This window comes from Legionella qingyii (assembly GCF_003990155.1).
GTDB classification, from domain to species: domain Bacteria; phylum Pseudomonadota; class Gammaproteobacteria; order Legionellales; family Legionellaceae; genus Legionella; species Legionella qingyii.
Genome location: NZ_RZGX01000009.1, coordinates 80,612 through 95,234 on the forward strand (window position 1 = coordinate 80,612; position 14,623 = coordinate 95,234).

Sequence of the window (14,623 nt, forward strand, 5' to 3'; positions counted from 1 at the left end):
ACTGCCGTAGATGATTTAAATACCCACCTTATACAGAGCCTGTCGTTTTTGCAAGAGTAATAGAGCTGATTTCTACCTTAAAAAGGAAGAGTTATTTTGCTGAAATTTAATATTAAATAATATTTGAACAACCCACTTGGATGTTGTCTATTTTTATGCCATCATGATGCCATTGTGAATTTTTTGAGTGATTTTTATGTTAAAAAAAATTCTGGGCTTTACTCTTGTTTTTATCACTTATGATGCTTTTGCAGTAACCGAGTTGGATTTGTATCAGGCTCCATTAAGTAGTTTGAACCAATTTTCAATTAAGCAACAATCAAAAGTAAGTGCACGCACAGCAGCCCCAACTGCAGAAAAAAATACATTGCAACAAGTAAGTCAAACTCAGGAGTACTCAAAAACAATCACGCGGTATCAACAAATATATCGAGGAATCCCGGTTGTTGGTGCACAAGTTATGATTACTAAAGAGGATGCACAAGTAAACGGACATTTACTTAACGACATTCAACTGAATACACAACCAACTCTGACTTCGAAACAAGCTATTGATTTGGCTAAGAAATCCTGGTTCAGCTTTAATTCTCAGGCACCTATTTATGAAGAGTTGAGTGAGTTGCAAATTAGAGCAAGTCAAAGTAATGAATTGAAACTGGTTTATCAGGTTTCATTTAAAACAACTCAAGCTGATAACAAACCTGCGTGGCCATTTTTTATTATAGATGCACAAAGTGGTGATATCACCAAGCAGTGGAATAACATAAAAAATTTTATGGATATTGGCCCAGGCGGCAATGAAAAAGTTCATGAGTATTGGTATGGACGAGATGGATTGCCTTACTTGGATGTAACCCAAAATGGCAGCCAATGTGTTATGAATACTGCTAAGGTAAAATTGGTGAATCTGGCGTCTGCTTGGGACTGGAATGATCTTTTGAGTACTCCATTTCAATATCCTTGTAATAAGAATACAGAAGAAAATATCAATGGAGCATTTTCGCCAACCAACGATGCGTATTATTTTGGCCAGACTATAGTAGATATGTATAAAGAGTGGTATGGCGTTAATGCACTGCAACATACTAATGGAGCACCAATGCAGCTCGTCATGCGTGTCCATTTTGGACAACATTATGACAATGCGTTTTGGGATGGGCAATTCATGTCTTTTGGCGATGGCGAAGACTTTTATCCCCTAGTATCTCTGGATGTTGCAGGTCATGAGGTAACGCATGGTTTTACTGAGCAACATTCAGGTCTTGAGTACCACGATCAGTCAGGGGCTCTTAATGAATCGTTGTCTGATATGGCGGGACAAGCATCGCGAGCTTATCTCTTGGACAAGTTTCCTCAGCTTTATAATAAACTTTATCTAGAGCCAAATACCGTAACCTGGGGTATTGGCGAGACTATTGTTCGTGACTCATTTGGTAAAGCTTTGCGCTTTATGGATTTTCCTTCGTCTGATGGCAGTTCCGCAGATTGTTTGGATAAAAATTTAGCTCAAAGTCAGGGGGCCTATTGCGCAATCAGTTATCCTGAATTAGTTGCTTATGCAAAATCACATATATCTAATCCACAAGAAAGACAAAGCTTTATTGTGCATACGGCAAGTGGGGTGTTTAATAAGGCATTTTATTTATTGGCTAAGAACATAGGTATTAAACAGGCTTATCAGACGATGATCATTGCCAACAGTAAATACTGGACTCCTACGACGAACTTTATTCAAGGTGCGTGTGGTGTGCTGTATGCAGCAAAAGATTTGCACATTGATTCACAAATGGTTAAATCAGTGTTTGGTCAAGTAGGTGTGAGTACCGCCAGTTGTATGGCCAATTAAATTTCTATCTTTTTTCTTGCCCGGGACGAGAATTCGCTTGTTCTGGGTGGGCGAAGTGCTTCACTTGAGTTCATGCAGATTAGGGGCCGATCAACTGCACAAAAAAAATCGAGCAAATGCGCTCCATTTGTGGCCTTGCGTAATTCACAAAGCATTTTTTTTGCTCTACATGTTGTTTCCCGATCAACATAATTAGTATATAATTATCAAGTTTTTAACTTTAATTTAAATATTTTAATGGTCATCCTTTTTATTACTTTAAGCATCTTGATATTAAGCCTGCTTTGTGTCGCAGTGATGGTTTTTAAGCTCTCTCGACAGCCTGCCGAACCTTTATCTCTGATGCAATATTTGAAATTAAGCATAAGCGGCGTAATTGCTTTTATTGCCGATACTTTAGGTGTTGGTAGTTTTGCTGTTAATGTAGCTTTGGCAAAATTCACGGGTACTTTTCGTGACGATGAAATGCCTGCTGTAAATAATGGCGCACAAGTTATTCCTGGAACGATTGAATCTTTATTTTTTATGAGTTTGATTGATGTTGATTTGACTACTCTGCTCACTTTAGTCATGGGTACTTGTGTTGGTGGTTTACTTGGTGGTTTTGTTGTCAGTCATTTAAGTAAGCAAGCGATTCGTTTGTCGATGGTTTGTTGTTTTGCTTTAATTATCCTACTGTTAGTTTCTCATCAATTCCGTCTATTGCCTGTTGGTGGTGAATTAACCGAATTACATTCATGGAAATTGGTTATAGGCTTTTTAGCAATGGTAGTGTGCGGTGCTTTAACTTCAGTGGGAATCGGTTTATTTGTTATGGTTCAAGGCGTCCTATTTTTAATGAATATTTCGCCTGTAGTCGCGTTCCCAATTATGACTACCGCCGGAGCTATGCAGCAACCATTAACTACTTTGGTATTCTTAAAACACGATAAAATCCCTTTAAAGAAAACCATGATCCTAAGTCTTTCCGGTTGCCTAGGCGTCCTTATTACTATCCCCGTTTTTATGCAATTAACTATTACCTGGTTGCATTTACTTCTATTATTCATTCTGATTTATAATTTTTTTGCTGTAGGGCGTTCGTATTTACGCTCTAGACCCAGCAAAAATTATGCACAAACCCCAACGCCTGCTTCCCTTGTAACAGCAGAATAATAGCTTATCTTCACGCGCTCATTTTGTGAGCGTGTGAAGTATAGTATGATTAGCTAATTTTAAAATAAACAGTATACGCTATGGATGAACCAGTCAGTAAATCGCAGAAAAAACGAGATGCCGATTTTTTGCAGAAAATGGGTGTAAAATTAATCGACTTGAGTTTGTCCAAACTTGAGTTGCTTCCACTTCCCGAAAATTTGTACAAAGCCATTATCGATGCAAAATCAATTAGAAGTCATGGTGCCAAAAGAAGACAGGCTCAATTAATTGGAAAATTAATGCGCGCGGCTGAGCACGAAGAAATTTTGGCAGCTTATGAGCGTTTGCTTGAAGAAGACAGTGCTGTAACTGCTTCATTTCATGAGGTTGAACATTGGCGTGATCGCTTGATCAATGAAGGTAAAGAAGCATTAACTGCGTTTATTGAAGCCTATCATCCCGAAGATGTTCAGCATTTAAGGCAATTAATTAAAAAAGCAGTTGATGATCAACAGAAAGAAAAAAATACAGGCGCTGCCAAAGCACTATTCCGCTATTTGAGGTCGACCATAGAATGAAATATTCTTTATTCATAAGCTGTCCGCGTGGACTTGAGTATTTATTAGAAGAAGAATTAAAGTCCTTGGGTTTATTGGTTACGCGCGTTAGCCCACAAGGAGTTTACGGAGAGGCCAATTTATTGACGGTATACAAATTATGCCTCTGGTCAAGAATAGCTAATCGCGTGCAATTAATTCTTTTTAGTGGGTATGCAGGTAATGAGCAGGCACTGCATCAACTGTGTACACAATTTCATTGGCAAACAGTTTTTTCTCATGATAAAACAATCGCAATAGAATTCCATGGCGCATCTGAGCACATTCGCAATACAATGTTTGGCGCACAAGTAGTTAAAGATGGAATCGTAGATCATTTCCGTAGGTTAGATCGTTCACGTCCTACAGTAGATAAAGAAAAACCGCAAATTCTTATTCATGCCTATTTAAAAAATGATGTGGTTACCGTGAGCTTTGATCTCACTGGATATAGTTTGCATCAAAGGGGGTATCGTCAAAAGGCAGGCGCGGCACCTATAAAAGAAAATGTCGCCGCCGCGTTACTTATGCGAGCTAAATGGCCAGAATTAGCAGCTAAGGGTTATGCTTTGCATGATCCTTTTTGTGGCGCCGGTACTCTGGTTATTGAAGCAGCAATGATGGCAGCGCATATTGCTCCAGGATTATTGCGTCAAGATCAGTCCTTACAATATTGGGCACAACATCAATCTTCATTATGGGAAAAATTGCGAGTAGACGCTTTGCAACACGTTAAGTCGCTACCACTAACATTATTAGGGACTGATGCAGATCACAAAATAATTGCTATAGCACGTGCAAATGCTGAACGCGCGGGTGTCGCTCCATTGGTTCATTTTAAACCCCAAGCATTGAATGAGGTTAACGCTCCCGCAACCAGAGGATTAGTCATATGCAATCCCCCTTATGGTGAACGCCTTAGTGATGCGACGCATTTAGTTCCGCTCTACCAGCAGCTAGGTAAGATTTTGCATGCGCATTATCAAGGTTGGCAGGCAGCCGTTTTGACCTCTAACCCTGTTTTAGGTAAAGCCCTGGGATTGCGCGCTAGCAAACAATACACCATCTATAACGGCGCACTGGAGTGTAAGCTTTATTGCCTGGACATTCATGCGACTAATGAGCTTAAAGGACTCATGAGCAATACCCTATCTGAAAGCGCACAGATGTTTTTTAATCGACTGGAAAAGAATTATCGTCATTTACAAAAATGGGCCAAGAATAACCATATCTCTTGTTATCGAGTATATGATGCGGATTTGCCTGAATTTGCATATGCCATTGATATTTATAACGATTATGCGGTCCTCCAGGAATATGCTGCTCCCGCGAGTATTCCTACCCATAAAGCAGAAAAACGAAGTTTAGAGGTGATGCAGGTTACCCCCAAAGTATTGGGTTTGGAACCCGATAAATTAGTAGTAAAGCAACGCAAACAACAAAAAGGCAGCGAGCAATACCAAAAACTGGGGCAAAGTCGAAAAACCATGGTCGTTACAGAAGGTCCAGCTAAGTTTAAAGTGAATTTATATGATTATCTGGACACAGGTTTATTTCTGGATCATCGCTTAATGCGTTTAAGTTTTGGTAAATTAAAGCCAGGAACACGGTTTCTCAACTGTTTTTGTTATACGGCCAGTGCCAGCGTTCATGCGGCTTTAGCTGGAGCTCTGACCACCAATGTTGATTTGTCCAATACTTATTTGCAATGGGCTGAAGAAAATTTCAAATTAAATCATCTTGATTTATCGAAGCACCAGTTTGTGCAATATGATTGCCGTGAATGGATGAGAGTTGCTCGCGATCGATTTGATGTTATTTTTTTAGATCCGCCCAGTTTTTCCAACTCCAAGCGCATGACGGATACTTTGGATATTCAGCGGGATCATGTTTCTTTGGTCAATTCTGCTATGCGTTTGCTCAATCCCAATGGCGTTTTATATTTTTCTACCAATTTACGTCAATTTAAATTGGATACTCAAATTAAAGAAAAATATTCAGTACACGACATTAGCGCGCAGACTATAGATCAAGATTTTAAACGAAATCAAAAAATTCATCATTGCTTTAAAATAATGATGCCTCAATTTGCCAGTACTTAAGCATGGGGTTCGTCTATAGGGAGTAAGAATGAGAACTTCAACGAAAAGGAAAAAAAGATTCTTAACCCCGGCTAATGTGTACCAACATATGGCCCGTAATGCAATTTTCGGGCTTTTAATGACGGCAATGGCCCTTTTTATAGGGATGTTGGGGTATCATCACTTGGAACACATGTCCTGGGTTGATTCATTCATGAATGCGTCCATGATTCTTTCTGGAATGGGGCCTGCGTCCAATTTGGTAACAATCCCTGGAAAAGTCTTTGCAGGATGCTATGCATTGTTTAGTGGTTTGGCATTTATTGCAATTATGGTGATCATACTTTCACCCCTGATTCATCAGTTTTTTCGTAAAATTCACTTGGAAAGCAAAACGATCTATTCTGATGGGCAGGAGTAAAATTAGGGTAAGGATTCACGCAGGTTTAGCAAACGAATTAAAGCGTATTTTTTTCTGTACCATATATTTGATCTTTTAAAGACTGCATGAATCCAGCCATAAAAAAGAGCTCTGCAACCAGGAATAACGGTGCGATAAGCGCTTGGCTTAAATTAACCATAAAAGCTGGTTTTTTGCCTTCGAGATAATGGCCATACAATTGTAATCCCCAGCCTACAATAAAAAAGAAGACAAACGACCAGATGCTTAGTGTTGTTGGACCATCTTGGCTAAACCAATTTGCAATCAATAACAGGATAAGCATTATTGGAGTAAGTGCCAAAGCTAATTGCCAATGCAGACGAAAGTAATAAATTAGGGCAATTAATGTAGCTAAACAGGCCAGATTTGTTGCAAAAACACCAGGAACGATAATTTTTACAAAACCTAACAGAATCATTACCGATAAAATAATAATCGGTACACCCGCCATATGCGTATAACGTGTTTGGATGTTTTGATGATACTCGGCATAAAACTGTGCTTGTTCAATAAAAGGTTTCATTTTAAAATTATTCTAATTAAGTTCTATAAAACATAGCACATTCTTTTAAAAAATGCAGTTTTGCTTCACCCAAGTATATTTTTACCTACTTATCAAATGTGTATGCTCCTACAAGATAAAGAACATTTCCATTGGTTGAGGAGCCAGGAATATAGGCTGCTTTTAAGGAAAGTTTTTTATAAAATAAGCCTGCCCATGGGACCGCTCCCGGGAACGGAATATTGTGCATGATATCAGGGCGTGATGTAACCAATACAGAAACACCCAATCCAGCCTTAAAATTTTGCGTTAATTTTGCAACTTTCAAATAGGCATATCCCACCGTCGGTTCAAGGTTACGATGGGAGTCGAGGAAGGCAATAGCATAAAGACCGTGCCAATTTCCTTTTTCATCAAAAAAACCTTTGCCAAATCCGCCCCCCCAAGCGAGTTCATTGTATTTTTTTTCTCGGAGTAGTTCAGCAGGATAAGTAAAGCGGTTATGCCATGCATAACCAGAGAAATAAAGTTCTTTGTTGCCTTCAGTCCATGTTTGATGTAAGCGATAACAAAGAGGTTTAAATATAGGAAGCCAATATTTACATCCTTTGGGCTCTTCGGTTTTAAATGCAGTGAGATCCTTTTTCTTTTCCTCATTCTGAGTTGCTGCATTGGCACTGGATGCTTTAGTTTCATTGGAAGAGGGGGTAGATGAAATTGTAGAGGATCTGTTACTGTAAGTATTCAAAGAAAACAATATTAATAGACCAATAATGATCATTCGTAAGGTTGTTTTTTTCATTTAACTTTTAACCTATGCGGGATCCAAACTACAAATATAATTTTATGATCTAACCTTCATATTATTAATTTGGCAGCTTTCTTGCTTATAAATAAATAGAATTTTGAAGTAATAAATCGTGAGCATACCATGGACTTGTTTCGTAAAAAAGAGATCAATGCATCATTTGAGGGAGAATCCCATCTTGTTAAATGTCTTACTGCCTTTGATCTGACCTTTTTGGGCATTGGCGCCATTATAGGTGCAGGTATTTTTATTTTGACAGGGGTTGTCGCTGCATTAGATGCGGGCCCTGCAGTGATTTTTTCTTATGTATTGGCTGGAGTAGCTTGCGTCTTCGCTGCTTTATCTTATGCTGAACTGGCTGCATCTATTGGTGGATGTGGCAGTGCTTATGGTTATGCTTATGCAGGTTTTGGAGAGTTAATTGCATGGATTGTTGGTTGGGATTTGCTATTGGAATATGCCATTTCTGTTTCTGCAGTTTCTGTGGGATGGAGCGGCTATGCCAATGATTTTCTCATGATTTTAAAAATCAATCTCCCCAAAGTTCTCTTGCATGGCCCAACGGAGGGTGGAGTTTTTAATTTATTAGCATGTGTCATTATGACAATTTTAACCGCATTATTAATTTGGGGGGTCAAATCAAGTTCCCGAGTCAATAATATTATGGTGATGATCAAGCTTATTGTTATTTTTCTTTTTATTGTGATTGCTTCAAGGGAGGTTTATCCGCCCAATTGGTCACCCTTTTTACCTTTTGGATGGGACGGAGTAATTAAGGGGGCATCATTAATATTTTTTGCTTATATTGGCTTTGACGCAGTTTCTACAGCGGCTGAAGAGGCGATCAATCCACAACGGGACTTACCTATAGGAATAATCGGCTCATTATTTATTTGTACGGTTTTATATATTATTGTTTCAGGGTTATTAACGGGTATCGCACACTACAGCACACTCAATGTTGCATCTCCGATCAGCCATGCTTTATTGGTTTTAGGTTATAAAACCGTGGCCAGTTTTATCAGCGTTGGTGCAATAGCCGGATTGACTACCGTAATGTTAGTTTTATTCTATGGCTTAACACGTGTTATGTTAGCTATGTCACGCGATGGCTTATTACCGAAGATTTTTTCGCAAACCAATCAATATACTCATACCCCCATACGCGTTATTTTGCTATGCGGTGTTTTAATGGCATCACTTGCTGCCTTTGCACCAATCCATGTTTTGGCCGAACTAGTGAACGTCGGTACTCTATTTGCATTTTTTATTGTTTGTGCAGGGGTACTTTATTTACATTATAAACATCCAACAATGCATCGGCCGTTCAGAACCCCTGGAATGCCTTTTGTCCCTATTTTAGGGATGCTCAGTTGTTTTTATTTAATTATTCATTTACCTCTGGTGACCCTTTTTCGCTTTGTGATTTGGATGGCTATTGGATTGGTGATTTATTTTGCCTATGGTTATTCCAATAGTGCTTTGGCAAAAGACTAGATATGGCTTAATACCAATGCAGCTGAAATTATTGCAGCTGCAGGCATTGTAATGAGCCAGGAAAAGAAAATTCTTTTAATAACGCGCCAATGCGTTCCTGCAACTCCATTAATTAAGCCAACTCCGGTAATTGCTCCGGTGACTGTATATGTGGTTGAGACTGGGATGCCACATTGAGTTGCAATAAAAAGAGAAACGGCGGCTCCAGTTTCTGCGGCAGATCCCTTCATGGGGTCAAGTTTTGTGATTTTAGTTCCCATCGTACGCACAATCCGCCATCCTCCGGCCAAGGTTCCGAGGCTAATTGCCGCCTGACATGAAATAATCACCCAACATGGGACATAAAAAGGACCTTCAATCCATGCGGATGAAAACAGTATTATGGAAATGATACCCATCGTTTTTTGTCCATCATTGCTGCCATGGGTCAAGCTTAGAAGAGCAGAGGAGCATAATTGGAATCCTTTGAATAATTTGAATTTAGGGTCATTTCTACTGTGTAAAAATTTATAAAAAAAATAAGTAATAAGCAGGGCAATGAGTAATCCAAGTGCTGGTGAAATAAAAATCCCGCCAATAACTTTAGCAAAGCCTGACATTTTAAGGGATGAAAAACCACCTTTGGCAATAGCGGCACCTGCTAATCCACCAATAAGCGCATGTGATGAGCTTGATGGCAGTCCATAATACCAAGTAACAAGATTCCAGAATATGGCGCCTATCAAGGTGGCTAAAATAAAATGGTCATCAACAAAATCAGACTCAATCAGGCCGCTACCAATAGTTTTTGCTACCGTGAGATTAAATACTAAAAACGAAATGAAATTAAAAAAAGCAGCCCACATTACGGCTTGCTTCGGGGTTAAAACTTTAGTGGTAACAATAGTAGCTATAGAGTTTGCTGCGTCATGAAACCCATTGATAAAGTCAAAGATATAGGCAACTAAAATAACAAAAAGTGTAAATAAAATTGCTGAGTCCATAGCAATAGCTCCTTGCGCCATAGCTTTATAGCTTAAGCGAAACGTCGCGAACGCAGGATAGTGAAGCCTGGATGCAATCTTAGGCTACGACGTTCAATCCTCAATTTCGTATTTGCTCTGTTTCACCAGACTACTATACATAGTAACTACTTTTAGTCATTAATTTAGATACAACACGCATCAATTGTTTGACAATGTAAGGAAGCTCTATAGCTCCAGCGTTCAACGCTGTCGTTGCGTGGTGCTCTTCATCTTCTTTCATTTTAACGAGAATTGCCTGAGATTTTTTATCTTTTGCAGGCAATTGTTGTAAATGACGCTGCAAATGCGCAGAGACTTGGCGCTCCGTTTCTGCAACAAAACCTAAACTTACTTTATCACCAACGAAACCTGCAAATGCTCCTAATATAATGGAACCGCCATACCAGAAAGGATTTAATAGGCTTGGTTTTGAACCCAGTTCAGTCAATCGCGCTTCACACCAAGCGAGATGATCAATTTCTTCTGCTGCAGCATCACTCATTTGTTTTTTTATATGGGGCAATTGCGCTGTTAGCGCTTGACCTTGATAAAGTGCCTGGGCACAGACCTCTCCGGCATGATTGACGCGCATGAGGCCCGCGACATGATTTTTTTCTTTTATAGAAAGCTCGATGTCAGTAAGTGATTGTGCAGGCGATGGCCGGGTACTCATCCGTTGTGCTGGGGGAAATAAAGTACGTAGCGCATTATCGACTTCGGCGATGAGTGTATCTAGCGTGCTCATAGGAAATGGGTATCTAGTAATTAAAATTTGAATTCTATATTATCTTGAATACCATTAGGATTGAAGTTATTTTTAGGGCCGATGGCTTTTTGTGTTTCTGCCTTTTGTCTCTGATGTTCTTGAGAAGAATTGTCTTCTTCATCTAAATATACCCATTCATTAGAAGAATCTTCTTGTTTCTTTATAGATGTCGTTTCATGAACGGGTTTTGCTTGGGCTGATAGATGCTTGCTCACATTACTTCCTTCCTGGGATACTTCAATATTGACTACACGTTGCGTTATAACTTGACTCTTTTGAGGATAAATAGTGTTCCTGCCTAGCTGATGCAGAGCACCTAAAAAGGATGCCCCGGTAATCAATGAAAGCATGGCCCCTGTAGCTGCAGGAATTGAGACGCTGATTAAAGAAAACAGTTGGACAAAAGGATAGGCTAACGTACTTAGCACGGCAAGTGCTCCAGGGCCTATAGAGGGCATTAGAGCTGCCACAATCGGTGGTGCAAAAAACGCCAGAGCTGCAATTGCCGCACCAATAAAGCATATAGAAGCTAAAGCACTGAGATATCCTAAAGCAGGATGAACTTTTTGCGCCTCCTTAAAGCTAACTATGGGGGAAGTAATGGTGCGAATCAGATAATTCGCTCCTTTAAACAATCCTTGCAGTCCCATTGTTGTAAGGAGTAAAACACTACGTAGGCTTTGGGTTAGCCAATTTGTCGGCGCCCAGGAGAGGATCCTGTTTTTTAAAAAGGAGCATGTTTCACTAAGAAAATTAAGTGGAAACTCAATGGCAAGAGACAGTAAGTTTGTTAATGGGGCGGTAATAAATTTTAAGGTAAGAAAATAGGCTATTTTTGAGCCTTTAGGATCGGATGGCCAACCGAGAAAGTAATGGCCAAAATGATACTGATTTCTAAACTGTGGGTCAGTTAGAGTCAAAAAAGTATCTTGCCAGGCCTTTTTCAAAAAGGAAAAAAAGGAAACTTGTACCAAATCGGGGGCATTCTCTTCAAGTATCTTTGCCGAGCTCGTTATAGGATTAATGGAAGCGTTCAAAAGCTCACTCGGATTTGGATTATCACCATGCTCGAGAATAGGCGCAAAAATTTTGATGAGCTGAGCCGTATGATAACCGCAAGTAACGCCATCAAAAAAGGATTGGGTTCCGAAAGCATGATATGTTGCAGAATTTATGCGTTCGGACCCTAAATGATTTAAATCAACATGTTGCTCTGGGCTTGCGAATGGATTTAAGGAATGGAAGGCAGCGCTTAGCATTCCGATAATAGTATTTTTTGAGGGGGCGGTCGAAAAAAAGCGTTCCGGATTGCTGTATTTGGAGTCATAAACTTGGGGTTGCTTCCCTGGAGGCAGATGCATGGTGACTATGTGGTCTTCGGTAGCCCCTTGTCCGATAACTCCAAGCAGAACATGCATTTGAGATAAATCTTCGCGAGCTGCGAGATCGTCAAAGAATTTTTTAAGCGATGCAACTTTTATGGGCGTATGCATAATAATTACATTACCACTTCGCTCTAGCTCGTACCTTATAGCTGGGGTAGTAATTTCTTCAATCGATATTTTTTCTTTCCGAAATAAATTCGGAAAGGTCAGTGGATGAATTGATAAATAACCTGGCATACTTACTCTTAATTAGTTTCGGTCTATTAATAGTCTGAGTATATGCTGACCAACCTTAGGGCAACATTAAACAGTCGGTTCAATTATAACTCAAATTCATTGTTGAAGCCAATCTTGGAGCACGGCAACAGTTTCCTGATGGACTTTGAGCAGTTGTTGATAAAGCGCGTGAGGATATAATTCGGGATTTTGTTGAAAATGTTGCTCAAGGACTTCGCATGTATGGCGCATGCGAAGGGTGCCACAATAAAGCGCGCTGCTTTTCATTTTATGGGTTAACTTATTAATTTCAATCAGATCTTGCTTTTCCCAAGCCTGGGCTGTTTTTATTAAATCCTTGGTGTTTTCTTCAATAAGAAGGTGCACTATCTTTTTGAGGGCTCCTTCTGAACCTAGATTATTTATACCTTCAGCACGATCAAACAAGGGATATTCATTAAACTGCAGCATAGATTCAGGCTGTGCGCCTAAATTAGGAGATGGAAGTTTGGAATTGCTATAGCGAATCAATAGCTCCTGCAACAAATGGGTGCGCAGAGGTTTTGTTATCACTTGATTCATCCCGGATTGTAAGCATTCTTTTTCAACATCAGCTACTGCATGGGCTGTCAAACCAATGATCGGAGTGGGTGATTGGTTATGGCTATGTTCATACTGACGAAATTTTTTTGCTAATTGTATTCCAGTAGTATCAGGTAGACCAATATCACTTAATATCCAATCAAAAGTATGGGATTGAAACAGCTCCAAGGCTTTGCTACCTGTTGAGGCCGATAAAAATCGGATGCCAACTTGTTGTAAAAGGTTTTCTATCATTGTTAGAGCAATCGCATTATCTTCAATAAGCAGCACAAGGGGAGCATTATTTAATTCTTCAGAGCTTGTTTTGTTTACCGGGAGCTTAAGAGGTGCCGGCTCTTGAAGATTGACTGGTTTTTCTGCCTTCTGCACAGGAATTGTTAGTGTGAATGTGGTTCCGGCATGGATTGCTGAGTCAACACGTATCTTGCCTTTTAAAAGCTGGGTGTAACGTTTCACTATATGTAATCCCACCCCATGACCTGAGTAAATACCTTGTGATGAAGGTGTTGCCCGATAAAAGCGTTTGAAGATTTTGTCTTTATCTTTAGGTCTAATTCCCGGGCCAGTATCTTTAACAAAAAATTCAACTAATGTTTTGCCATGATGTGATTTGGGCCTGACTCCAATTTCAATAAAACCCTTTTCCGTGAATTTAACCGCATTGCCTAAAAGATTTAATAAAATTCGATGCAGTTTTACAGTATCTGTAGCGATCCATTCGGGAGTATCGCAGTCGATGCTAATTAATAAATCCAATTTTTTCAACGTAATGGTCGGACGTTCCAGATCGGCAATGCTGTATATTAAATCATGAACATTACATACGGATTCATTGATTACGTTCTCTTGCTGACTGCCTGCAGCAATTATATCGAGCACCCCATTAAGTAATGCTAAGAGCTGTTCTCCGCTTATGTTTATCATGTGTGCATGTTCTTTGTCTCGGGAATTGTGGGCTTCTTGTTCAAGAATGCTGGAGATCCCGATAATCCCACTTAAAGGAGTGCGAATATCATGACTCATATTGCGGATGAATTCGTCTTTGGCATAGTTCGCAGCCTCTGCTTTTTCTTTCGCTCTTTTGAGCTCGGATTCGATTTTTTTTAGATGAGTAATATCAATGGTATTGCCAAGAATGCCAATAATGTTCCCTGATTTATCCAACATAGGTCTTTTAGTCGAAAGTAAAATCACCTCTTCACCTGATGGTAAAAGCGTTCTCTCTTCCCGTGACAATTCAACATTTTTCTCAATCACTTCAAGGTCATTTGTTCGATAAATATCGGCTGTTTGCTTGCCGAATATCTCATAATCTGTTTTGCCAATAACTTCATTTTCATCGCATTTATTGATGAATTTCATATGATAAAGACTTTGGACACATCGTTGATTCATCCCAGACCATACACCGTTTAAATCTTTCCAGTAGACATCTCCAGGCACGGCATCAAGCAGATTTTTTAATTGGGCATATTGTGTTTCCAGATGATCGATTTTATTTTGTAACGTGTCTAAATCAGCAATTAAGTTAGCCGTTTTGGGAGTTTCTTTTTTCGCCATTTTATTCCGTGATCAATTAAAATTTTAATTCAGCATATTTTTTGAGTGCCCAAATCTAAAAACATGAATTTTCTGTATTTTAGAGCGTGGTCATTCGTCTCCATTGACACAAAAACCAAAAGAAGTGTCCATATATTTTTAAGCATAGCATAGATAAATGCTCTCTAACTTCCGATTAAT

At 39.4% G+C, this 14,623-nt stretch carries 12 protein-coding genes; 6 read left to right on the forward strand and 6 right to left on the reverse strand.

The window, feature by feature from the left end:
* The first annotated feature begins 196 nt into the window (after positions 1-196).
* The 5 genes from ELY20_RS08060 (at position 197) to ELY20_RS08080 (ending at position 6,081) form a co-directional block, all read left to right on the forward strand.
* A complete protein-coding gene (locus ELY20_RS08060) occupies positions 197-1,846 on the forward strand; it encodes a M4 family metallopeptidase (RefSeq protein ID WP_110142515.1) in 1,650 nt (549 codons plus the stop codon).
* 237 nt (positions 1,847-2,083) lie between these two features.
* Positions 2,084-3,001: a sulfite exporter TauE/SafE family protein gene (locus tag ELY20_RS08065; RefSeq protein ID WP_110142514.1), complete on the forward strand. Its 918-nt coding sequence runs from the start codon at positions 2,084-2,086 to the stop codon at positions 2,999-3,001.
* An 80-nt stretch (positions 3,002-3,081) separates the two neighbouring features.
* Positions 3,082-3,561 carry a ribosome biogenesis factor YjgA gene (gene yjgA / locus ELY20_RS08070; protein WP_110142513.1) on the forward strand — a complete coding sequence of 160 codons (480 nt, stop codon included), beginning with the start codon at positions 3,082-3,084 and terminating at the stop codon, positions 3,559-3,561.
* Positions 3,558-5,681: a bifunctional 23S rRNA (guanine(2069)-N(7))-methyltransferase RlmK/23S rRNA (guanine(2445)-N(2))-methyltransferase RlmL gene (gene rlmKL / locus ELY20_RS08075; RefSeq protein WP_110142512.1), complete on the forward strand. Its 2,124-nt coding sequence runs from the start codon at positions 3,558-3,560 to the stop codon at positions 5,679-5,681. Before yjgA ends, rlmKL begins: the two co-directional genes overlap by 4 nt.
* A gap of 28 nt (positions 5,682-5,709) precedes the next feature.
* Positions 5,710-6,081: a hypothetical protein gene (locus ELY20_RS08080; protein WP_110142511.1), complete on the forward strand. Its 372-nt coding sequence runs from the start codon at positions 5,710-5,712 to the stop codon at positions 6,079-6,081.
* A 37-nt stretch (positions 6,082-6,118) separates the two neighbouring features.
* Here the strand turns inward: ELY20_RS08080 and ELY20_RS08085 are convergent, their stop codons facing one another.
* Positions 6,119-6,625, reverse strand: a complete 507-nt coding sequence (locus ELY20_RS08085) for an Mpo1 family 2-hydroxy fatty acid dioxygenase (RefSeq protein WP_110142510.1) — start codon at positions 6,623-6,625, stop codon at positions 6,119-6,121.
* An 85-nt stretch (positions 6,626-6,710) separates the two neighbouring features.
* Positions 6,711-7,406: a lipid IV(A) palmitoyltransferase PagP gene (pagP, locus tag ELY20_RS08090; RefSeq protein WP_110142509.1), complete on the reverse strand. Its 696-nt coding sequence runs from the start codon at positions 7,404-7,406 to the stop codon at positions 6,711-6,713.
* A 129-nt stretch (positions 7,407-7,535) separates the two neighbouring features.
* On the opposite strand from pagP, the gene ELY20_RS08095 reads away from it, so the two are divergent.
* Positions 7,536-8,909 (forward strand): amino acid permease, encoded by a 1,374-nt coding sequence (locus ELY20_RS08095; protein ID WP_110142508.1) that lies wholly within the window; start codon positions 7,536-7,538, stop codon positions 8,907-8,909.
* Here the strand turns inward: ELY20_RS08095 and ELY20_RS08100 are convergent.
* From ELY20_RS08100 to ELY20_RS08115, 4 genes are all read right to left on the reverse strand, one after another.
* Positions 8,906-9,892, reverse strand: coding sequence for an inorganic phosphate transporter (locus tag ELY20_RS08100; RefSeq protein ID WP_110142507.1), 987 nt, complete (start codon positions 9,890-9,892; stop codon positions 8,906-8,908). The two genes, ELY20_RS08095 and ELY20_RS08100, sit on opposite strands and share 4 nt — an antisense overlap.
* Before the next feature lie 133 nt (positions 9,893-10,025).
* Positions 10,026-10,658 carry a 2-polyprenyl-3-methyl-6-methoxy-1,4-benzoquinone monooxygenase gene (coq7, locus tag ELY20_RS08105; RefSeq protein ID WP_110142506.1) on the reverse strand — a complete coding sequence of 211 codons (633 nt, stop codon included), beginning with the start codon at positions 10,656-10,658 and terminating at the stop codon, positions 10,026-10,028.
* Positions 10,659-10,678: 20 nt separating this feature from the next.
* Positions 10,679-12,301 carry a hypothetical protein gene (locus ELY20_RS08110; RefSeq protein WP_110142505.1) on the reverse strand — a complete coding sequence of 541 codons (1,623 nt, stop codon included), beginning with the start codon at positions 12,299-12,301 and terminating at the stop codon, positions 10,679-10,681.
* Positions 12,302-12,397: 96 nt separating this feature from the next.
* Positions 12,398-14,443 carry an ATP-binding protein gene (locus tag ELY20_RS08115; protein ID WP_110142504.1) on the reverse strand — a complete coding sequence of 682 codons (2,046 nt, stop codon included), beginning with the start codon at positions 14,441-14,443 and terminating at the stop codon, positions 12,398-12,400.
* Between the last annotated feature and the right edge of the window lie 180 nt (positions 14,444-14,623).

What these genes read in the sequence shown, in the direction of transcription:
- yjgA (WP_110142513.1), top strand. Translation starts at nt 3,082, where the DNA reads ATGGATGAACCAGTCAGTAAATCGCAGAAAAAACGAGATGCCGATTTT.
- ELY20_RS08110 (WP_110142505.1), bottom strand. Translation starts at nt 12,301, where the DNA reads ATGCCAGGTTATTTATCAATTCATCCACTGACCTTTCCGAATTTATTT.
- coq7 (WP_110142506.1), bottom strand. Translation starts at nt 10,658, where the DNA reads ATGAGCACGCTAGATACACTCATCGCCGAAGTCGATAATGCGCTACGT.
- pagP (WP_110142509.1), bottom strand. Translation starts at nt 7,406, where the DNA reads ATGAAAAAAACAACCTTACGAATGATCATTATTGGTCTATTAATATTG.
- ELY20_RS08065 (WP_110142514.1), top strand. Translation starts at nt 2,084, where the DNA reads ATGGTCATCCTTTTTATTACTTTAAGCATCTTGATATTAAGCCTGCTT.
- ELY20_RS08085 (WP_110142510.1), bottom strand. Translation starts at nt 6,625, where the DNA reads ATGAAACCTTTTATTGAACAAGCACAGTTTTATGCCGAGTATCATCAA.
- ELY20_RS08095 (WP_110142508.1), top strand. Translation starts at nt 7,536, where the DNA reads ATGGACTTGTTTCGTAAAAAAGAGATCAATGCATCATTTGAGGGAGAA.
- ELY20_RS08115 (WP_110142504.1), bottom strand. Translation starts at nt 14,443, where the DNA reads ATGGCGAAAAAAGAAACTCCCAAAACGGCTAACTTAATTGCTGATTTA.
- ELY20_RS08080 (WP_110142511.1), top strand. Translation starts at nt 5,710, where the DNA reads ATGAGAACTTCAACGAAAAGGAAAAAAAGATTCTTAACCCCGGCTAAT.
- ELY20_RS08100 (WP_110142507.1), bottom strand. Translation starts at nt 9,892, where the DNA reads ATGGACTCAGCAATTTTATTTACACTTTTTGTTATTTTAGTTGCCTAT.
- ELY20_RS08060 (WP_110142515.1), top strand. Translation starts at nt 197, where the DNA reads ATGTTAAAAAAAATTCTGGGCTTTACTCTTGTTTTTATCACTTATGAT.
- rlmKL (WP_110142512.1), top strand. Translation starts at nt 3,558, where the DNA reads ATGAAATATTCTTTATTCATAAGCTGTCCGCGTGGACTTGAGTATTTA.